Genomic DNA, 20962 nt, shown 5'->3' with positions numbered 1-20962 from the left:
TATTTCACCTATTTGATGCGTCTGCCATTTCGCGGCAGTGCGTTGGTGATAGACCTTGGCGCATTCTGGCTGGTTTGCTCCGTTTTATCAGTGCAAACCAGCGTAATTACGCGCTTATTTTCTGAGCTCTGGAGTTTCCAGTAGTACCTTTTGCAGCTTCTGAAGCAGATCCTCAGTGGAGCGGCGAGCGCTTAGTGAGTGATCTAGTTTAAATTCTTCGAACTCAGCAGCACCATCTCCCACTACTTTTTTCTCAACGACCAATTGACCATTTTTATCTGTAATTTTACAGGTCAGCTCGGTTGTAAACTTGGTTGGTGGCCAGGTAAACGGGCTTGGTGATGAAGAGTTTGTCAGAATGAGTGGTGTAAAAATAAGAGAAATATCGTATTTTGTAATCAGTTCTTTCTCTTGCGGAGATTTGAGACGATTCACATCTTTAAATACGTTCGACAATACTTTATAGAAGCCCGGCTCAATGTCCTGATAAGGGGAATATTTTACTTTGTCGCCACCACCACCACCAGTAGTCACTTCAGTATTGAGTGATGCTGGGTCAATGTAGTATCCAACGCTTTTATCAATTTTCTGACTCGCCTGTACTGTAGATATTTTGTCGAGATTAGATTTCAGTGTTATTGGATGGGCGCAGGCTGCCATTAATACAGGAACTGCTAATGCTGTAGCTATTTTTGCGATTCGTAACATAATTATTTAGTTATTTTGTTGCTTGGTTGAAGGAGTCGTCAGAAAACAGAGATGCAAGTAATTTTTGTACCGCAACGTTGTAAGACTGGATGGCAGAAGGAATTGCAATGTTCCCCATAAACGACGAAGTGAATTCATGTTTCACAGTTTTTACTTGGTTGTAACTTTCTTTACCGTCTGTTTTTACGATAAAGCGTGCCGAAACTGTTGTATATCCGGTACTGAACCCAGCAGCATCAATATCATTTTTTAATAAAGTGCCGGTTACTTCGATTGCAGCATTATTTGACAGACGGTTTGCCAATTGAAGTTCTTGTTTTAACGCAGCAGTCAGATACGAAGAGTAAGACTGATCATACGGTGACGCCAGAGATGAGCCACGAATAGAAATCGAATTATTATTATCGGGAGACTTCTCAGATGTAAACGGCGTTACTTTTACCTGAGTCTGACTATTATTTTTAAGTGATTGCACGTTGTCCATTGATGCGTTGTAGCTTGGGGCTACCATGGCACATCCTGTTGCAAAGAAAACTGTAGCTCCACAAACAACTGCTGATTTTAAGATTGATTTCATATTTAAATACTTGTTATTAAATTTAGGAAAAAGATAATATTGTCACTCTATGAGTGATGTCAATCAATTAATTCATTGTTAAAGTTATCCTAATAATATTTTTGGCGAAACTCCTTTCCTTATTAGCTCGGTACTTGGTGAAATGCGTATGTGTAGTTCATCAGTAAAATCACGAGAAGCGCAACCAAGGTTATTACGGCAAAGTGTTTTGTACATCCCACCACACGCTTTTTGCTTAGGTAGGTTGGTATTCTTGGTAAAGTGGTTTACTTAAACACCGTGATAGCCAACAGCACCATTCCGCGCCAATCACAATCAAAATCCCTGCCTGCATCCCCAATCGCACTAAAATCAATCAGTCCGCACTTATTTGATGCGCTCGTCATTTCGTGGCGGTGCGTTGCCTGTAAACCTTGGTGCGTTCTGGCTGGTTTGATTCTTGCTGTTTCTGTCAACAATACATTGCGTATGCAGATGAGGAAAACGAACGATGGATCTGAGCCCGAGAGAGAAAGACAAATTACTCATTTTTACGGCGGCACTGCTGGCGGAAAGACGCAAGGCGCGTGGCCTGAAATTGAATTATCCGGAAGCAGTGGCACTGATTACTGCTGCGATTATGGAAGGTGCACGCGATGGTAAAAGCGTCGCAGAGCTGATGTCCGACGGCACGCAAATATTAAGCCGTGCCGATGTGATGGAAGGGATTCCTGAAATGATTCCCGATATTCAGGTCGAGGCGACTTTTCCGGATGGCACCAAGCTGGTGACCGTTCATCATCCGATTCCATAGGAGGCCACATGATTCCGGGAGAAATGCTGATCGCTGACGGCGATATCGAGTTGAACGTGGGGCGGCAGACGACGTCGCTGACGGTGGCCAATAGCGGTGACCGGCCTATACAGGTGGGCTCGCATTTTCATTTTTTTGAAACCAATCCGGCGCTGCAATTTGAGCGGCAGGCGGCGTATGGCATGCGGCTGAATATCGCTGCGGGTACGGCGGTGCGCTTTGAGCCGGGGCAGCAACGCACGGTTGAGCTGGTGGCGCTGGCGGGTGAACGGCGGGTGTTTGGTTTCAGCGGCAAAGTCATGGGCGCACTGGATGCGAAGGAGAACAACGCATGAAAATTTCGCGTCAGGCGTATGCCGAAATGTTTGGCCCGACCACGGGCGACCGTATTCGTCTTGCCGATACCGATTTATTTATTGAGATCGAAAAAGACTTTGCGATCTATGGCGAAGAAGTCAAATTCGGCGGCGGCAAAGTGATACGTGATGGCATGGGGCAATCTCAGCGTGCGCATGCAGACGTCATGGATACCGTGATCACGAATGCGGTGATTCTCGATCACTGGGGCATAGTCAAAGCGGATATCGGTTTAAAAAACGGCCTGATCGCTTGCATAGGCAAGGCGGGCAACCCTGATATCCAGCCCGGCGTGGATATGGCAATCGGCGGTGCGACCGAAATCATTGCGGGCGAGGGCATGATCGTCACCGCCGGTGGCATTGATTCGCATATTCATTTCATTTGTCCGCAACAGATAGAAGAAGCGCTGATGAGCGGCGTGACGACCATGCTTGGTGGCGGCACCGGGCCAGCGGTCGGTACCGCGGCAACGACCTGCACACCGGGGCCCTGGCATCTGCATTCTATGATCATGGCGGCAGATGCGTTTCCTATGAATCTGGGGTTTTTAGGTAAAGGCAATGTCAGCCTGCCATTGCCGCTGGAAGAACAGATCCGCGCCGGTGCGATAGGCCTGAAGCTGCATGAAGACTGGGGCACAACGCCGCAGGCCATTGATAATTGCCTGAGTGTGGCTGACAACATGGATGTGCAGGTCGCCATTCACAGCGATACCTTAAATGAAGGCGGTTTTTTAGAGCACACGTTGGCGGCATTCAAAGACCGCACGATACATACTTTCCACACCGAAGGCGCGGGTGGCGGCCATGCGCCGGACATCATCGCCGCAGTGGGCGAGGGTAATGTGCTGCCTTCTTCAACTAATCCGACCCGGCCTTATACCGTCAATACGCTGGATGAACATCTGGATATGCTGATGGTCTGCCATCACCTTGATCCGGCGATTGCAGAAGACATCGCGTTTGCCGAATCGCGCATACGCCGTGAGACGATTGCTGCCGAAGATATTCTGCATGATATCGGCGCGATCTCGATGATGTCGTCAGATTCGCAGGCGATGGGGCGCGTTGGTGAAGTGATCATGCGCACCTGGCAAACCGCCGACAAGATGAAACAACAGCGTGGTGCATTACCGGAAGACAGTCGCCATAACGATAATTTCCGCGCCCGACGTTACATCGCCAAATACACGATTAATCCGGCGATCACGCATGGCATTTCGCATGCGGTGGGCTCGCTGGAGGTTGGAAAAATTGCCGATATCGTGTTGTGGAAACCCGCGTTCTTCGGCGTGAAACCGTCGATGATACTGAAAGGCGGCATGATCGCAGCGGCGCAGATGGGCGACCCGAATGCATCGATTCCTACGCCGCAGCCTGTGCATTACCGCATGATGTTTGGTGCGTTTGGTGGCGGCCTGAAAAAATCGTTTACTTTTGTTTCGCAGGCGGCATTTGATGCTGATCTGGCGGAACAACTGAAACTGAACAAAACCCTGATTCCGGTAAAGAACACGCGCACGATCCGCAAACAAGACATGATCCTGAATGGGCTCACGCCGAAGATGGAAGTGGACCCTGAAACCTATGAAGTGCGTGCGAATGGTGAATTGCTGGTGTGCGAACCAGCAAAAATTTTACCGATGGCACAGCGCTATTTTTTATTCTGACATGATGCTGACACTCCAAACCAAAATTGAACGCAGTGAGAATGCTGCTCACATCGATGGCCAACTCATTCTGCCGTATGAATTGCGTGAAAAATCGCGTTTGCGTGCGACGCTGCAAAGTGGCGAAGATGTTGCAGTATTCACCGTGCGTGGCACCGTGATGCGCGATGGCGATCTGATGCTGGCAAATGATGGCCGCATTATTCAGGTGCTGGCGGCGGCTGAACCGACTTATAAGGTCGAATGTGCGAATGCGTTTGCGCTGCTGCGTTGTGCATTCCATTTGGGAAACCGGCACACGCAGGCACAACTGGGCGATGGATTTTTGCGTATCCGCAAAGACCCGGTACTGAAAGAAATGCTGGAAGGTCTGAATGCCGTCGTGACTGAAGAGCTGGCGAGTTTCGAGCCGGAAGCCGGTGCTTACGGCGGCGGCCATCATCATGGCGGCGATGAGATGCATCCGCATAATCCGCTGGCGCCTATCCCGTTGCGGCAACGGATACATCGTCCTTCGGATAAACAATAAGCCTTAACAATAAGCACATGCAATCCGCCGCCTTACTTCATCTGTTACAGCTTGCCAGCCCGTCGTTGCCGATAGGTGCTTACAGCTATTCGCAAGGTCTGGAAGCAGCGATAGAGAATGGCACGGTAAAGAATAAAGCAACAGCGCGGGCATGGATCACCACGTATTTGCGCGAAGTCGTTGCCCGCTTTGAAGCCCCGATTTTATGGCGACTGATACACGCGTTTCAGCAAAAAGATCTGGCCGCAGTCACTTACTGGAATGAGTTATTTATCGCCGCCCGCGATACTGCTGAATTCAGGGCAGAAACCATACAAATGGGATACTCGCTGGGCAAGCTGGTGGGTGATTTGCAGATTGCCGACCCTGCGTTGCTGACGATCTTGCAGGCGCAAAGCGAGTTGCCATTACCGACCGCACTTGCTTGTGCCGCCGTCGCGCTGGAGGTGCCAGCGACAGCGGCCTTGCTAGGCATGTTATTTACCTGGGCAGAAAATCAGGCGCTGGTGTGTGTGAAGTCGATACCGCTGGGGCAGGTTGCAGGGCAGCGTTTATTGCTGTCGTTGCGCGCAGATCTGGAAGCTGCAGCGACACTGGCAGAACATCTGGAAGACCATCAGTTATCGAATTGGTCGCCGGGTTTGTCGCTTTTGTCTATGCAGCATGAGGTGCAGTACAGCCGTTTGTATCGCTCCTGACGTGTTTTACAGATGGAAGTTAAGGATGATGTTTGTCGCCTCAACATGAGAACAACAGGAACAGAATGAATATGAATACAGAAAATTTAAATGCGGAAAATTTAAACGCAGCCGATACGAGCGCAGCGACTGGCAAGAGCGAACCGAATCCCTTGCGTGTCGGCATTGGTGGCCCTGTTGGTTCCGGCAAAACAGCACTTTGCGAAATGCTTTGCAAACGCATGCGCGACGACTATGAAATGGCAGTCATCACGAATGATATTTACACCAAAGAAGACATGGAAATTCTGCTGCGTGCCGATGCGTTGCCAGCGGAAAGACTGATGGGTGTGGAAACCGGCGGTTGCCCGCATACCGCGATTCGCGAAGATGCCTCGATTAATCTGGAAGCGATTGCGCGCATGAGCGCCGATTTTCCTGATCTCGATCTGATTCTGGTCGAGTCCGGCGGTGACAATCTGGCGGCGACCTTCAGCCCTGAATTATCCGATCTGACGATTTATGTGATCGACGTGGCTGGCGGTGAAAAAATCCCGCGCAAAGGCGGCCCCGGCATCACCCGTTCTGATCTGCTGATCATCAATAAAACCGATCTGGCACCGCATGTCGGCGCGAACCTCGACATCATGGCGCAGGATGCCAAGCGTATGCGCGGCACACGCCCGTTTGTGTTCACGAATCTGCGCACCGGTGACGGGCTGGAAACGGTGGTGAGTTTCATTCGTGAGCAGGGCATGCTGGACGAAGTCAGGCCATAAGCCCGTGCGAGGACTGACGCAAAACCGCCCCAGTGGCGTGATGCAATGTTGTGTAAGTCCTGCGATGTTTTTCTGAAAAATTATCTATTCGTATTTATCCAAGCTGAAGGAAAAAATCATGAAATCAGTCACCGTTCAATCCCGCCTTTTACTGAGCTTGTTGAGCTTGCTGAGCGCAACGATGTTGGCCGCTACACCCGCATTTGCCCACGTCAGCGTGATGCATTCCGTCGCCGGAGGCAGCGGCTTTCTGGCTGGTTTCCTGCATCCGCTGATGGGTGCAGATCATTTGCTGGCAATGCTAGCGGTTGGCATCTGGGCAGCGCAACATCAGCGCCCGACATACTGGCTTTTGCCACTGGCATTTCCGCTGATGATGACGGCAGGTGCTGCGCTGGGCATGAGTGGCATCATCATTCCGGGCGTGGAAGCAGGCATCGCCGCCTCTGTATTGATACTCGGTTTGCTGATCGCGGGCGCGGTGAAATTGCCGCTGGCAGCCAGCACGGCATTGATTGCGGTATTCGCCGTTGCACATGGTTATGCGCATGGGGTTGAAATGCCTGCCGATGGTAAGGCGTTGGCATTCGGAACCGGTTTTGTTGTCGCGACTGCCTTGCTGCATCTGAGTGGCTTATTCGCGACGATCACTGCAAACCGTTTTCTCAACGCAAAAATCAGCCGCTTCGCCGGTGCCGGCATTGCGCTGAGCGGGCTGTTCTTTGTGTCCGCGATGGCCTGATTTTTATTGTAAGAACGCAGGCTTCATGCGGTGGTGGCAAGTTGTATGATGTTTTTCTTCAACGCCGCATGCACTGCCTGCATTTCTGTTTTTTGTCTGTGCTTGTGATAGCGGAACAGCATCAGACCTTCCACCTGCGCAACGATCAGAACTGCGCGTAACATGTACTCGTCATCACTGACATCCGGGTGCATACCGCGTATCAATTTATAGATGGCCTTGCGTTCGCGCAGAATCATCGTATCCATCAGCGCCGAAGCAAATGCATTGCGCGCGGCCAGTGCCCATAGTTCAAAAAACAAACCGTGCGTCAGCGGATCATTCAATTCTTCCAGAAACATATCGATGGCGCTGTTGAGCTGCTCTATGCGCGACAGTTTGCCCTTCGTTGTGGTGATGTGATCGAGTTTTTCCTGAAACGTATTCATGGTCATCAGCAGCACGGCCTCGATCAGCAAATCTTTGCTTTGATAATAGTGCTGCACGTTGCTGAGGCTGATGCCTGCCTGCGAAGCGACTTTGCGCATCGATAAACCAGCGTAACCCTCGGTCGCAAAAATCGTCCGTGCAACGCTGAGTATCGCGTGGACGCGCTCCATGCCTTTTTCTGTGGTTCCGGAAGGTTTGCTTTTCAACGAGGTGTGCAGTGCGTCAGGCATGAATAATGTGTGGAGATAACCGATAGGGTGAGTACGTGTGAGGCAAAATTATCCCATAACGATTGACAAATAGTACGACTGACCTATAATTTTTGTTTAATTGGTCGTTTGACCTATTTTATTATCCGCGTCAGTCCGGCTGTTCTGCGGACGATGCGGCAAAGCTGCAAAGTTGTTACCGGAGATGGCGCAGCTTTGCTTAAGCGCAGTTTTACATCATCTATCAATCATAAAAATAATCAGGAGACACACATGAATCAGCGGGTATACGTATCCGGCGTAGGGATGATCCCTTTCGTCAAGCCAGGCACCAGCGCGAGTTACGATCAGATGGGAATGACAGCCGGCCGTCTGGCACTCGCTGATGCAGGCATCAGCTACGATGATATCGAACAGGCGTATGTAGGTTATGTCTATGGCGATTCAACGGCAGGGCAAAAGGCTTTGTATCAGATCGGTATGTCCGGCATACCGATTGTGAACGTGAATAATAATTGTTCGACTGGTTCCAGCGCCTTGTTTCTTGCGCGTCAGGCGATTGCCAGCGGCGCCGTTGATTGCGTGCTGGTGCTGGGGTTTGAGCAGATGAGCCCGGGTGCGCTGGGCTCAGTATTTCAGGACAGACCGAGTCCGTTTGATGCGTTTGATGCCGTGACCGATCAGTTGGTCGGCATGCCGCAGATTCCGCTGGCGCTGCGTTATTTTGGTGGTGCCGGGCTGGCACACATGCAGAAATACGGCACACCGCTGGCGTCGTTTGCAAAAATCCGCGCCAAAGCCAGCCGCCATGCAGTGAATAATCCGCTGGCCTTGTTCCGTCAGGAAGTGACACCGGAAGATGTGCTGAATTCCACCATGATCTGGCCCGGTGTGATGACGAAACTGATGGCATGTCCGCCAACCTGTGGCGCTGCTGCAGCAGTTCTGGTTTCTGAAAAATTTGCCAAGGCGCGTGGCTTGAATACGCAGGTCTACATTGCCGCGCAAGCCATGACGACGGATACGCCCAGCACTTTTAATTCCGGTGACATGATGCGCGTGGTGGGTTATGACATGAGCCAGAGTGCGGCAGCGAAAGTCTATGCCCAGGCTGGCATCGGCCCGGAAGATCTGGATGTCGTCGAATTGCACGACTGCTTTGCGCATAACGAACTGATCACTTACGAAGCACTGGGTTTATGCCCCGAAGGCGGCGCGGAAAAATTCATTGACGATGGCGACAATACCTACGGCGGTAAAGTCGTGACCAATCCTTCCGGCGGCTTGCTGTCGAAAGGGCATCCGCTGGGCGCCACCGGTCTCGCGCAATGCTTTGAGCTGACTCAGCAATTGCGTGGCAATGCTGGTGCCAGACAGGTTGCCAATGCGCGGACAGCGCTGCAGCATAATCTGGGGCTGGGCGGCGCGTGTGTGGTGACGATGTATCGTCAATCCTGATACCGCGAGGAGAATTTTATGCACTATACATCCCCCTGGATGACAGCGGAGCTGGAAGGTTTCCGCGACGCGATTCGCCGTTTTGTTGAGAGTGAAGTGGTACCGCATCAGGAACGTTGGGCTAAACAGCAACACGTCGATCGCGAGTTGTGGCGCAAAGGTGGCGAGATGGGCATGCTGCTGGCCGATATCCCTGAAGAATACGGCGGTTCCGGTGGCACTTTTGCGCATCAGGCGATTGTGTTTGAAGAACTGACTTATGCCGGTGACATGGCGTTCGGCATCCATGTGCATGCGATTGTGGCGCACTACATTCTGAATCAGGGCACGGAAGCGCAAAAGAAAAAATATCTGCCCTTGCTGGCGAGCGGTGAAATGGTCGCGGCGATTGCGATGTCCGAACCCGGCGCCGGTTCTGATCTGAAAGGCATACGCACCACCGCCTTGGCGGATGCAGATGGTTACCGCATTAATGGCTCTAAAATTTTTATCTCGAATGGCTATCTGGCTGATCTGATTGTCGTGGTCGCCAAAACTGATCCGGACGCGGGCGCCAAAGGCGTTTCGCTGATGTTGTTGGAAACAAGAGATTGCCCCGGTTTTAAAGTCGGTCGTATTCTAGAAAAAATCGGTCAGAAAGGGCAGGATACTTGCGAGCTTTTTTTTGACGATGTGCGCGTGCTTGCGGATGCGGTACTCGGTGGCGTGGAAGGTCGGGGCTTCGCACAGCTAATGACAGAGTTACCGTATGAACGCACGATACTCGGTGTCTCGGGTGTCGCCGCAATTGAGCGCGCTTTGCGCTTGACGGTGGAGTATGCGAAACAGCGCAAGGCGTTTGGTCAGGCATTGATAGACATGCAGAATACCCGTTTCGTGCTGGCGGAAATCAAAACTGAAGCCACCATTGCCCGTACCTTCATAGATCGTTGCATCGTCGATATGCTCGAAGGGCGCATGGATACTGAGCTTGCGTCGATGGCGAAATACTGGATATCCGATCTGCAATGCAAAGTGATCGATCAATGTCTGCAACTGTTCGGCGGTTATGGCTATATGCTTGAATATCCAATTGCGCAGATGTATGTCGATGCGCGGGTGCAGCGCATTTATGGCGGCGCGAATGAGATTATGAAAGAAATCATCGCCCGCGGCTTGTAAGCGGCCGCACTGCAAAGCGATCCGAGTGTCGTCGTTCTGACAGAATTGCGTGTGCTGCTTGGTACGACGATGCGGAGCGTATGGCTGAAAACGCGACGCACCTTGCATCAGATAATCATTCTCCGGAGGCAGTATGAGTGGTCCATTAAGTGGTTTGCGCATCATAGAAATGGTGGGTCTGGGGCCTTGCCCGTTTGCGGCGATGATGTTTGCCGACATGGGGGCGGAAGTCATACGCATAGATCGCCCGCCGGTGCCCGGTGCGGCTAATCCATTTCCCATGCTGAGCACGAAATACGATGTGATGGCGCGCGGCCGACGTTCGCTGGCACTCGATCTGAAGCAGCCGCAAGACCGCGCGACTTTGCTGGAACTGATCGGTAAAGCCGATGCGCTGATAGAAGGATTTCGTCCCGGCGTGATGGAACGCTTGGGTCTCGGGCCGGACGTCTGCCTGCAAAAAAATCCGCATCTGGTGTTTGGCCGCATGACAGGCTGGGGACAAGATGGTCCTTTAGCGCAAGTTGCAGGGCACGATCTGAATTACATCGCCTTGAGCGGTATGCTGCACGCGATGGGCCGGCCCGATACGCCGCCAGCACCGCCGCTGAATCTGGTGGGTGATTTTGGCGGCGGCGCGATGATGCTGGCGTTCGGCGTGGTGTGCACGTTGCTGGAAGCGAAAACATCCGGGCGCGGCCAGGTCGTCGATGCGGCGATGGTCGATGGTTCCGCCTTGCTCGGCGCGATGTTGTATGGTTTCCGCGCTTACGGCGCGTGGAATGATCAGCGCGGTAGCAATATGTTGGATGGCGGCGCGCATTTTTACGATACCTACGCCTGCGCGGACGGTAAATTCATTTCGGTCGGTGCGATAGAGCCGCAGTTTTATCAGTTATTGCTGCAACACGCAGGCATCAACGATCCCGCGTTTCAGCAGCAAATGCACGCGCCGGCCTGGCCGGAGCTAAAACAAAAATTAGCGACGATTTTTGGCAGCAAAACCCGGGCTGAATGGTGCGCGATCATGGAAGGCACCGACATCTGTTTTGCGCCTGTGCTGGATATGGCCGAGGCACCGCAGCATCCGCATAATCTAGCGCGGCAGAATTTTATTGAGATAGCTGGCGTGACGCAGCCAGCTCCTGCACCGCGTTTCAGTCGCAGCGTGCCGGATGTGCCGCAAGCACCGGCGCAGCCCGGGCAGCACAGCCAGGATATTCTGCGTGATTGGGGTGTTGCGTCAACAACTCGGTAACAAGCGCGAGCTGATTTGAATGCTGGCCCGGCTGTCGTCCGACCTCATAAAAAGCCCGGAAAATGAAGAAAAACAGGGAGTATCTGCCATTTTCGCCTTCATCTCCTTATTAATAAAGGGCTTTAAAATATACTGGGGGGAGTATATTTAAGCCGTTTTTGACGTTTTACAGACGGTTTGCAGGCAAATTCCCCCTTGTGCTGGCTTGCGCTACTGGTGTCTCTGGGGTTGATGCGTTTCTCTATGATCGATTTTGGGCGGCAGAATCTGCGGTCTCTTCAGGCGGTTCCAGAATATTCTTCGTCACCGCACAAGACGCGACGTCCGCCATCGTAAAATTGAAATGAAACTGCAACTAAACAGTAACTAAATGCGTGTTCAACGGGAACTATTTGCCTGTTTTTCGTATCCGATAGACGCCAAATATTATCTGCGCTCAGCCTGTTTCTACAATTTGGCAGGACAACGGCGGGCGAAGGTGAACTGAAAAAAATCAACAGGGAGAAAATTGATGCGTGTTTCCAGACTTTTGCCGGGTGCACTGGCAGTCATGATGTGTTTTCCGGCGGTGTCTTTCGCAGCCGATGCTGAAAAACCAGCCGTTGCTGACGCTAAAGCTGAAAAAAAAGCGGATGCCGATAAGAAAAAATGGGATGTGAATAATCCGCCCGGTGAAAAACAAACGGTGAATATCGATACCCGCAGCGGCACCTGGATGAGTGTCGATGTCAGTCCTGATGGCAAGCAAGTGGTGTTTGATTTACTCGGCGATATTTACAGCCTGCCTGTCAGCGGTGGCGAGGCGAAAGCACTCACGCATTCGCTCGCATGGGAAATGCAGCCGCGTTTTTCGCCTGATGGCAAACACATAGCGTTTATGTCGGACGCTGGTGGCGGCGATAATGTCTGGGTGATGGATGCGGATGGCAGCAACCCGCGCGCGGTGTCCAAAGAAGATTTCCGCCTGTTGAATAATCCGGTCTGGCATCCGGATGGCAATTACATCGCCGCCCGCAAACATTACAGCGGCACGCGTTCGCTGGGTTCCGGTGAAATCTGGATGTATCACACCAGCGGTGGTGCAGGCATACAACTGAATGAAAAACCGAACTGGCAAAAAGATCTGGGCGAACCCGCATTTTCGCCGGATGGTCGTTACGTCTATTATTCGCAAGACACAACCGGCGGCACGTCGTTTGAATATAACAAAGATTCGAATGGGCAGATTTATCAGATTTTCCGCAAAGATTTGCAGGATGGTAAAGTCAAAGCCATCGTCAGCGGCCCCGGCGGTGCGGTACGTCCTGTGCCTTCGCCGGATGGCAAATACCTCGCCTTCGTGCGCCGTGTCCGCAATCAATCTACCTTGTTCCTGAAAAATCTGGAGACCGGCGCTGAAACTGCCGCCTGGCCGGAATTGGAACGCGATATGCAGGAAGCCTGGGCGATCCACGGCGTGTATCCTGCGTTTGCGTGGATGCCGGGCAGTAAAGAAATTGTGGTCTGGGCGAAGGGAAAATTATGGCGACTTGATCCGTTTGCAGGCAAAGCAAATGAGATCGCTTTCCACGTCAAAGACACTCGTGAAATTCGTCCGGCATTGCGCTTTGCGCATGATGTCGCGCCGGATCAGTTCGACGTGCATCAGCTGCGCTGGGTGAATGTTGCACCTGCGGGCGATAAAGTGATTTATTCGGCGCTGGGTCATTTATATGTCCGCGATTTACCGAATGGCACACCACGTCGCCTGACAAAACAAACAGAGAATTTTGAATATTTCCCTAGCTTTTCCCGCGATGGTAAGAGCGTGGTGTATACGACCTGGAACGATCAGAAACTTGGTACGGTGAAGGTGCTGGATATCGCCTCAGGCAAAGAAACGTTGATCACGAAAGCACCGGGTAAATATGTGCAGGCACGTTTCTCGCCGGACGGCAAACAAGTCGTTTTCGTCAAAGCCAAAGGCGGTTACCTGACGACGCCGTGGTATGCGGTGGAAACAGGTGTGTATATCGCCAATGCCGATGGTAAATCTGCACCTGTGCTGGTGACCGATGAAGGTAGTGCGCCGCAATTTGGTAAAGATGGCAGCGCGGTGTACGTCAGCCGCACCAAATACACAGGCGAAGTCGAATGGACGACATCGCTGGTGCGTGTACCTTTGGATAAATCGCCGGAACAGGCGGTGGCAAAGAGTGAGTTTGCCGGTGAATTTGCGATTTCGCCGGATGGCGAGTGGCTGGCGTTCGGCGAGCGTTTCCATGCGTATGTGACGCCGTTGCCGCTGGCGGGCAAGCCGATCACGATAGGCCAGAAAATGGATGCGCTGCCAGTCAAACAGCTGGATGTGAATGCAGGCCAGTATCTGCACTGGTCGGGCGATAGCAAGAAAATTCATTTTGCGCTGGGCGATGAATTGTTCACCCGCGATCTGAAAGACGCTTTTGCTTTCGTGCCCGGTGCGCCGAAGGAATTGCCGAAATTCAGTGAAAACGGCTTGAAGATAGGCTTTGCGCAAAAGGCCGATAAACCTGCCGGTGTGACTGTGATTTCTGGTGCCAAGATTGCGACCATGAAAGGAGATGAAGTGATAGACGACGGTCGCATCGTCATCAAAGATAATCGCATTGTGCAGATAGGCAAAACGTCAGAGGTGGCGACACCTGCTGGTGCAACCGTGATTGATGCGAAAGGCAAGACGATATTGCCGGGCATTGTGGATGTGCACTGGCATGGCGGCATGGGCGAGGGCGGCATTATCCCGCAACAAAGCTGGATCGATTACGCGTCGCTCGCTTTCGGTGTGACGACGATACATGATCCGTCGAACGACACCAATGATATTTTCACGCACAGCGAATTACAAAAAACCGGAGAAGTGGTGGCGCCGCGTATTTTTTCCACCGGCACAATTCTGTACGGCGCAAAAGGCAATTTCAGCGCTGTGGTGAATAGTCTGGATGACGCGATGACGCATCTGAAACGCCTCAAAGCAGCAGGCGCGATCTCGGTGAAAAGCTACAATCAGCCACGCCGCGAACAGCGTCAGCAGATTCTGGAAGCCGCACGGCAGACCGGCATGATGGTGGTGCCCGAAGGTGGATCGCTATTTCAGCACAATATGACGATGGTCGTTGATGGTCATACCGGTGTCGAGCATGCGCTGCCGGTGGAAAAAGTTTACGATGATGTGAAACAGTTGTGGTCGCAGACCAAGGTCGGTTACACCCCGACACTCGGCGTTGCCTACGGCGGTCTGGATGGTGAACATTACTGGTATGCGCGTACTGATGTCTGGAAGCATCCACTCCTGTCTAAATACGTGCCGCGCTCGGTATTGCAACCGCGCAGTGTGCGCCGTGTCACTGCGCCGGAAGAAGACTTCAATGTGTTCCGTACCGCAGAAACTGCGGTGGCGCTGGAAAAAGCGGGCGTGCCTGTGAATCTGGGGGCACACGGTCAGCGTGAAGGTCTGGCGGCGCATTGGGAAATGTGGACGTTGGTGCGCGGCGGCATGACGCCGATCGAAGCGATCCGCAGCGCGACGATTAACGGCGCGCGCTACCTCGGTCTGGATAAAGATGTGGGCTCGCTGGAACCGGGCAAACTGGCCGATCTGATGGTGATCGATGGCGATGTGCTGAAAGACATCCGCCAGTCTGACCGCATTACTCAAGTGATGATCAATGGCCGTTTATACGATACCGCCAGCATGAATGAAACCGGCGCAAGCAAAAAAGCCCGCAAACCTTTCTTCTTTGAAGGTATCAATGGCGCGAACGTGCCGGTGGAAGCCAATGATTATTCACATAATCATGCAGAAGAATAAGCTGCCGAGCTGCCGTTCCGTAAAAAATGAATGCAATGAATGAAAGGCATTCCAGGCAGCGAAAGAAGTGAAAAAAGCCGGTGTTGTAAATACACCGGCTTTTTTTTGAAATTTATTTTCCCAGCATACGCAGCAAGGTTTTATCTTTATCGATAAGGTGATGTTTCAGTGCACCGGCAATATGCAGAACCAGCAGAAATATCAGAAGATAGCTGATGTATTGATGGCCTGCCTGACCGAATTTATATCCGGCTTCCCAGATAGGGAGAACTTCATTGAGGCGTTGCGGGTCTGGATTTTCCTTCACGATTTCCAGCCCGAAAATTCCAAAGCCATGTCCGCTGAAACCCGAGTGCATCATACCGAACACGGGAATCAGAACGCTGCCGACGATCAACCCCCAGTGCGTGATTTTTCCTAAAAATTTCTCAACTGGACGATAGTGCCCGGCCGGATGCGGCCAGCCATTCATAGCTCTCCAGATCACACGAAAAATAATCAACACCGACAGCAGTAAGCCTATCGATTTATGCAGGTCGTAGAGATTCCACAGCTCATTTTTCGTCATGATGATGCCCACGCAAAGCAGCGCGATCATGCCGAGTGCGATCAGCCAATGCAATACGCGGCTGGTTTTACTTAATCTGTCTGGCTGGTCTTTGGATAAGAAGGAATTCGACATGCTTGTGTACTTTCAGATAATGATTCGGAAGGGCGATCATATCTGAAATTTGCTGTGCCATTAGACAGCGGTGTATTCCTGCAAGTGATGTGATACGAACGATAGGTCGTGACGATCTTCTCGTGAAGATAATTGTTTAGTCAGAGTACGGTCTGGGTGGATCAATATAGCGTGCGTATTTTTCAATAAAAAAAGCATGCCTGAGCATGCCTTTTTTTATGATGGATTGCACAAGGTAATCAATGCATCAGAATGCGTATTGAGCACCAACGGAGAAGTTGGAAATCGTTACTTTTGCGCCGTCGACGTCAGCAACTTTTGCATCGCGACGTTCGTATTCAGCGCGCAGGCTGACATTGTTTGTGAGTTGATAAGTCACACCCAAGCCTGCAACTGCTTGAGCGGAGTTTTTGGACAGGGAGCCTTTCAGTGTGCCGTAAGACGCATTGACTTCGCCTTTGATGTAGCCAACGCCCAATTTAGCGAAGCCAACGAAACCATTGACTGGTGTAGTTTTGAATACGCCAACGAGGTCAACGCCGCTTGCTTTAAATTCACCTTTGAGGCCGCTGTCACTTGCGCTTGCTTTGCCCAGAGAGAAGTAGCTGGCTTCTACAGCGATGTTAGGGTAGAGATCCAGTCCGCCCAGTAATTTAAATGCTGTGTCTGTTTTATCGCACTGAGCTGCACCTTGGCAGTCTACATTCCATCTTGCCTGACCAACTGTACCGCCAACATAAGCCTGTGCGGATGCGCTTGCGCTCATAGCGAAACCAGTAGCGAGCAGAGCTGCAGCGATAATATTTTTCTTAATCATGTGTAAAAATTTTTTTTTATAGGGATAAGTAAGTGATGTGCCTGAACGTATCTGGCATCACCGGAATCTGACGTTGATTCAAGTTAATTTCGTTAAATGAACGTCAATGAACATTTTACATTTTTAATATTGTTGTCGCAAATATAATTATTGTGTTGCCTGCAATGTGTATGTTTGAAGCAACTAGTTTGCTTTGAAGGGTCCTTAATTTTGGCAAATAAAAAAATAATGGTCTTTTTTTGTCATTGAGGTAGATATTTTTGCTGCAATGCAGTATATTGGAACTGTCTCCTCCAACACCTCATAGGTTTTGGATTTAAGCCCGCAAATGCGGGCTTTTTTTTCGCCAGTGAATTTCTTGGTTTGTAAAATCAGAGCTTGTGAGCGCCTGATTTTTCTTATTTTATTGCGGTGCACCAAAGTAGTGTTCAGGTTGGTGCATTCCGACTTTAATTTCCTGTCTTGTGTTTGGATGGAATATTTGATGTTCATCTTGGTGCGTTCTGTGCTTTTATTTCGTTGGCTGTGTTTTTGCCGCTGCGCTGGTTTTTTGTGAAATGTGTCAAATTTGCCCGTCATTATGCCTTTTGTAGTCTGGTCTGGATAAACAACGGCATCGGTGGCGTTGCCGATGAGAAGACGCACGATCATCGATAGTGACGAGGCGCATTTTTTGAATCACAACGGTGACCGGGGAAAAAAGATGTCAAAAAACATGCAATACTGCATTTTTTAACAAAACAGATAACGAGACATGAGCATCCAGCCGAAAGAATTCATCGTCAACAAAAGCCACTTGCCTGAATCCAGATTCGTCCCTTTGCGTGTACCAACGCAGGGCGAGCTGCAAGACGGACAGGTCTTGCTGCAGATAGACCGTTTTGCCTTCACCTCGAATAACGTTACCTATGCCGCTTTTGGCGAGGCCATGCAATACTGGAATTTCTTTCCCACAGAAAAGGGCTGGGGCAATATTCCGGTCTGGGGCTTTGCCGATGTCGTTGCGACCAAAGCCGAAGGTGTGCAGGTTGGTGAGCGTTTTTATGGCTACTACCCAATGGCGACGCATCTGACCGTGAATGCTACCCGCGTCTCAGACGCTGGTTTTATGGATGGGGCTGAACACCGTCAGGCTATGCACGGTTTGTACAACCATTACGTCAGAACCACGACCGACCCTGGCTACACCAAAGAATCGGAAGACGTGCAAGTGCTGCTGCGGCCGCTGTTTATTACATCCTTCATGATCGATGATTTTCTCGATGACAACCAGTTTTTCGGGGCGCAATCGGTGCTGATTTCCAGTGCCTCCAGCAAAACGGCGTATGGCCTCGCGTTCATGCTGTCGCAGCGCAAGGACAAAACCTGCAAAGTGATCGGCCTGACCTCGGCAGCGAATCTGGATTTCGTCCGCAATATGGGGATTTACGATCAGGTCATCAGCTATGACGAGGTCGCCACACTGACGGCTGATCAGGCCGTGGTGTATGTCGATATGGCGGGCAACGGGCAGTTGCGCAGCCTGCTGCATCATCATTTCGGCGACAACATGAAATACAGCTGCGCCGTCGGCGGCACGCACTGGGATGAACTCAGCGGTGCATCCGGTTTGCCGGGTGCGCGACCAACCCTGTTTTTTGCCCCGGCACAAATCAAAAAACGCATGACAGACTGGGGCCCGGGCGGCGTACAGAAACGCCTTGCAGACGCATGGCAAGCCTTCATGCAGCCCGTCATGGCGGCTGAAAAACCGTGGATGCAGATCAGCCACGGTTACGGCGAAGCTGATGTGCGTCAGGTGTATGAGGCTATGCTGAGTGGTGCAGCCCGCCCGGATCAGGGGCATGTGTTGTCACTGTGCCGTCCGCTGGATTAAACGATTTTCAGAGCTAGACCTTCCCGAGTGCAGGCAAATCGCCCGATTGCCTGCCTCTTATTTTTTGTACTCACCGCGTTGGCTGGCAGCCTCAGGTGCTTTCCTTATCCTTTCCAAGCCCTTCAAACTCAGAAAATATACTCCCCGGGGTATATCTACAAGCCCAATGTTTATGCTGAGATTTGGGGTGTTTAGCCAAAAACAGGGGGGAGTATGCAGAATACAGACGTTTTTCCTCGAGTTTCGGCGCATGACGTGGTGCGTTTATTTAGTTGGATGTGTCTGTGCGTCAATCTGATGTGATGCCTGGGCATATTTGAGGCTGCGACGAACGCAGGTGCCGCGCAAGCAGGTTACTGTTGTTGTACTGTATTTTTAATCGGGTATGGCGAAAAAAGCGATACCTGATAAGGATTTGCGACGCATTGGAGTTTGTTGCTTATTTTTTATTGATCTGATACTTTGCCATTTTGCTCTTTAAAACAAGTTAGGCTGCAAATTTCACAGTTTTCGGCTCTTACTCCAAAAAATTCCGTTTAATCTCAGGCACCTCATTTATGGCACGGAAGTACATTCAACAGCGTCAGCAAACAAAGGACGAGATGTTCGACGCGGTCGTAAAGAATGCTATCGATTTTATCGACGCATCCCTTGATAACCTTAATAAGCGACCCAAGAACGGAATTGTTGACTTCTACACTGCTATAGAACTGTTTCTGAAGGCGAGACTGATGGCAGAACACTGGACTCTGATCGTTGGAAAACCAGAGTCGGCGAACCTGACAAGCTTTTGCATTGGCGATTTTCAGTCTGTCTACTTGGACGATGCCGCCAGGAGACTAAAAGACATTGTCGGCGAGGCAATCGAGGAGACGGCGCTAAATAACTTCAAAACCCTCGCGGAGCACCGCAATCAGATCGTTCACTTCGCTCACACAGACTACCCGGATGTCGGTGGCAGTAAAGCTGGCGTTGTAATTGAACAATGGAAGTCGTGGAGCTGCCTTAAAGAGCTCCTCACTGTTAAGTGGAAAGAAACATTCAAGGCCTATCTTCATGATTTTGATCGCCTTCACGCGAGAATCCTAAAAGAAAAAGCTTTTATCCATTCTAGGTTCCAGGAGCTTGAGCCGAAAATTAGTCAAAAACAGCGCGAGGGATGTACCTTCGTAAAGTGCAGCAGTTGCGAAGCTGAGGCAGGGTTAGTTAGCGGAACTCATCCTTGGGGCGCGACCTACAACTGTATGGTGTGCCAGAAAATGGGTTTAGCAACTAAGCCCACAGCGGAGAAAGTTGCCTGTGACAAGTGTAGCTGCGAGTTTGAATTTTTCAAACCTACCGTCAAGTCTTGTCCACACTGTGCAGAGCCAATCGACACCGACAAACTTATTTCACTATGTAAGGCCAAGTATAAGACAGGTGACGACTGGTGGGAGGACGGGGCCCCTTGTGTGGCTCACTGCCACGAGTGCGAGTACCCAAAGCCGTCTGTCTTCTACATCGATGGATTGTGGAGTTGCGTTTCTTGCTTTGATCGAGGTTGGAGCGCGGTCACATGCCCTCACTGTGACGAGTTCGTGACTGGCGATATGGAAAGAATAAAGTATTTCGCTTGCTGCAAGTGCGAGGACGAAAGACGTCAAGAGATCGTTACAGAGACGAAGCGCGAGGAATTTGAGTGACCACCAAGGTGCTGCGGCCTAACTTACTACCATCCATTCCGAAAATACGCCGGGTCACGCAATCGCTGGCGATGTTGGATGCGATACTTTGTCCGGAATGGGAATATCGCTATTACAGCTTTGATCGCCATTGGGGGCAGGGGGAAGAAATGGCATCGATGCGGAATGGTTGCGGCGATGACTGGTTCTTGCTGCTGGACGCTGCCGGGGCGGCGCTCAAGGGTTACGCACATGAACTGGCCGATGATGCTGAACTTCCTCAAAACATTCAGGCGCAGGTGCCGGCCAATTTTGCGTCATTTTTGCAGGAGCCGGCATTTTCTATGGAGCGCGCAACTTTTTGCTACTGGCGACAAACGGCCGATGTGGGCTGGAGTAAGGTCAGCAGCAGTTTAGGTCATGATGGTTCCGACGACATGCTTGCGCTGATCGTGTCGTCGCCCGCGGCCTATCAAGCGTGGGCGGAAGAGTACTACGAAGTTGCTGTGTCGCTTGCCGCGGTAGAGGCGCTGTTTTCTCATCAGCCGCTTGATGATGCGCTCATTCTGGCGCTGAACGCCGATGCTGATTTAAGTGCAGTCTATGCCGAGGCTGACGCAATTGGCTACCCGAAGACTGTCGTCTGACGTGTCTGACAGCTTGCCGACAAAAGAAAAAGCCCTGCATCAGCTGTCTGACGCAGGGCTTTTTTAACGATGTGTATTGAGCGTACTGAACGCGTGTGCCG

Annotated in this window: 20 protein-coding genes; 14 read left to right on the top strand and 6 right to left on the bottom strand. The window is 51.2% G+C overall.

The window, feature by feature from the left end; all coding sequences use genetic code 11:
• Positions 1 to 114: 114 nt before the first annotated feature.
• Positions 115 to 708 (bottom strand): hypothetical protein, encoded by a 594-nt coding sequence (locus Undi14_RS14350; protein ID WP_200181067.1) that lies wholly within the window; start codon positions 706 to 708, stop codon positions 115 to 117.
• 10 nt (positions 709 to 718) lie between these two features.
• Positions 719 to 1285: a hypothetical protein gene (locus Undi14_RS14345; protein ID WP_200181066.1), complete on the bottom strand. Its 567-nt coding sequence runs from the start codon at positions 1283 to 1285 to the stop codon at positions 719 to 721.
• A 490-nt stretch (positions 1286 to 1775) separates the two neighbouring features.
• On the opposite strand from Undi14_RS14345, the gene Undi14_RS14340 reads away from it, so the two are divergent.
• From Undi14_RS14340 to Undi14_RS14310, 7 genes are all read left to right on the top strand, one after another.
• Positions 1776 to 2078, top strand: a complete 303-nt coding sequence (locus tag Undi14_RS14340; protein ID WP_190480778.1) for an urease subunit gamma — start codon at positions 1776 to 1778, stop codon at positions 2076 to 2078.
• Between the two features lie 8 nt (positions 2079 to 2086).
• Positions 2087 to 2413 carry an urease subunit beta gene (locus tag Undi14_RS14335; RefSeq protein WP_190480777.1) on the top strand — a complete coding sequence of 109 codons (327 nt, stop codon included), beginning with the start codon at positions 2087 to 2089 and terminating at the stop codon, positions 2411 to 2413.
• Positions 2410 to 4107 (top strand): urease subunit alpha, encoded by a 1698-nt coding sequence (gene ureC / locus Undi14_RS14330; protein WP_200181064.1) that lies wholly within the window; start codon positions 2410 to 2412, stop codon positions 4105 to 4107. Before Undi14_RS14335 ends, ureC begins: the two co-directional genes overlap by 4 nt.
• 4 nt (positions 4108 to 4111) lie before the next feature.
• Positions 4112 to 4636: an urease accessory protein UreE gene (gene ureE, locus Undi14_RS14325; protein WP_200181257.1), complete on the top strand. Its 525-nt coding sequence runs from the start codon at positions 4112 to 4114 to the stop codon at positions 4634 to 4636.
• A gap of 17 nt (positions 4637 to 4653) precedes the next feature.
• Positions 4654 to 5334 carry an urease accessory protein UreF gene (locus tag Undi14_RS14320; RefSeq protein ID WP_200181061.1) on the top strand — a complete coding sequence of 227 codons (681 nt, stop codon included), beginning with the start codon at positions 4654 to 4656 and terminating at the stop codon, positions 5332 to 5334.
• A gap of 65 nt (positions 5335 to 5399) precedes the next feature.
• Positions 5400 to 6092, top strand: coding sequence for an urease accessory protein UreG (gene ureG, locus Undi14_RS14315; protein ID WP_223827059.1), 693 nt, complete (start codon positions 5400 to 5402; stop codon positions 6090 to 6092).
• A 118-nt stretch (positions 6093 to 6210) separates the two neighbouring features.
• Positions 6211 to 6834 (top strand): HupE/UreJ family protein, encoded by a 624-nt coding sequence (locus Undi14_RS14310; RefSeq protein WP_200181058.1) that lies wholly within the window; start codon positions 6211 to 6213, stop codon positions 6832 to 6834.
• 23 nt (positions 6835 to 6857) lie between these two features.
• Here the strand turns inward: Undi14_RS14310 and Undi14_RS14305 are convergent, their stop codons facing one another.
• Entirely contained in the window at positions 6858 to 7493 is a 636-nt protein-coding gene (locus tag Undi14_RS14305) for a TetR/AcrR family transcriptional regulator (RefSeq protein WP_200181055.1), read from the bottom strand.
• A 252-nt stretch (positions 7494 to 7745) separates the two neighbouring features.
• Between Undi14_RS14305 and Undi14_RS14300 the strand changes: the two genes are divergently transcribed.
• The 4 genes from Undi14_RS14300 (at position 7746) to Undi14_RS14285 (ending at position 15178) form a co-directional block, all read left to right on the top strand.
• Positions 7746 to 8930 carry a lipid-transfer protein gene (locus tag Undi14_RS14300; protein ID WP_200181053.1) on the top strand — a complete coding sequence of 395 codons (1185 nt, stop codon included), beginning with the start codon at positions 7746 to 7748 and terminating at the stop codon, positions 8928 to 8930.
• 18 nt (positions 8931 to 8948) lie between these two features.
• Complete coding sequence (locus tag Undi14_RS14295) at positions 8949 to 10091, top strand: acyl-CoA dehydrogenase family protein (RefSeq protein ID WP_234030613.1); 1143 nt, start codon at positions 8949 to 8951, stop codon at positions 10089 to 10091.
• A gap of 133 nt (positions 10092 to 10224) precedes the next feature.
• Positions 10225 to 11349, top strand: a complete 1125-nt coding sequence (locus Undi14_RS14290) for a CaiB/BaiF CoA-transferase family protein (protein ID WP_200181051.1) — start codon at positions 10225 to 10227, stop codon at positions 11347 to 11349.
• A gap of 511 nt (positions 11350 to 11860) precedes the next feature.
• Positions 11861 to 15178 (top strand): amidohydrolase family protein, encoded by a 3318-nt coding sequence (locus tag Undi14_RS14285; protein WP_200181049.1) that lies wholly within the window; start codon positions 11861 to 11863, stop codon positions 15176 to 15178.
• A 112-nt stretch (positions 15179 to 15290) separates the two neighbouring features.
• Here Undi14_RS14285 and Undi14_RS14280 read toward each other — a convergent pair whose 3' ends face one another.
• The 3 genes from Undi14_RS14280 to Undi14_RS14270 form a co-directional block, all read right to left on the bottom strand.
• Entirely contained in the window at positions 15291 to 15860 is a 570-nt protein-coding gene (locus tag Undi14_RS14280) for a cytochrome b (RefSeq protein ID WP_200181047.1), read from the bottom strand.
• Positions 15861 to 16107: 247 nt separating this feature from the next.
• On the bottom strand, positions 16108 to 16677 hold the full coding sequence (locus tag Undi14_RS14275; protein ID WP_186885772.1) for an outer membrane beta-barrel protein: 570 nt from the start codon (positions 16675 to 16677) through the stop codon (positions 16108 to 16110).
• Between the two features lie 204 nt (positions 16678 to 16881).
• On the bottom strand, positions 16882 to 17322 hold the full coding sequence (locus Undi14_RS14270; RefSeq protein ID WP_200181045.1) for a hypothetical protein: 441 nt from the start codon (positions 17320 to 17322) through the stop codon (positions 16882 to 16884).
• A gap of 109 nt (positions 17323 to 17431) precedes the next feature.
• Here Undi14_RS14270 and Undi14_RS14265 point away from each other — a divergent pair, with 109 nt between their 5' ends.
• The 3 genes from Undi14_RS14265 (at position 17432) to Undi14_RS14255 (ending at position 20861) form a co-directional block, all read left to right on the top strand.
• Complete coding sequence (locus Undi14_RS14265) at positions 17432 to 18553, top strand: DUF2855 family protein (RefSeq protein ID WP_200181042.1); 1122 nt, start codon at positions 17432 to 17434, stop codon at positions 18551 to 18553.
• Between the two features lie 557 nt (positions 18554 to 19110).
• The gene (locus tag Undi14_RS14260; protein ID WP_200181040.1) at positions 19111 to 20235 is read left to right on the top strand and encodes a hypothetical protein; all 1125 of its coding nucleotides are present in this window, start codon (positions 19111 to 19113) and stop codon (positions 20233 to 20235) included.
• Complete coding sequence (locus Undi14_RS14255; RefSeq protein ID WP_200181038.1) at positions 20232 to 20861, top strand: hypothetical protein; 630 nt, start codon at positions 20232 to 20234, stop codon at positions 20859 to 20861. The genes Undi14_RS14260 and Undi14_RS14255 overlap by 4 nt, the downstream gene beginning before the upstream one ends.
• Positions 20862 to 20962: the final 101 nt, after the last annotated feature.

Source organism: Undibacterium sp. 14-3-2, from assembly GCF_016595265.1.
GTDB classification, from domain to species: domain Bacteria; phylum Pseudomonadota; class Gammaproteobacteria; order Burkholderiales; family Burkholderiaceae_D; genus Undibacterium; species Undibacterium aquatile.
The sequence above is the reverse complement of the archived record's forward strand: the minus strand, read 5'-3'. Positions and strand labels throughout refer to the sequence as shown.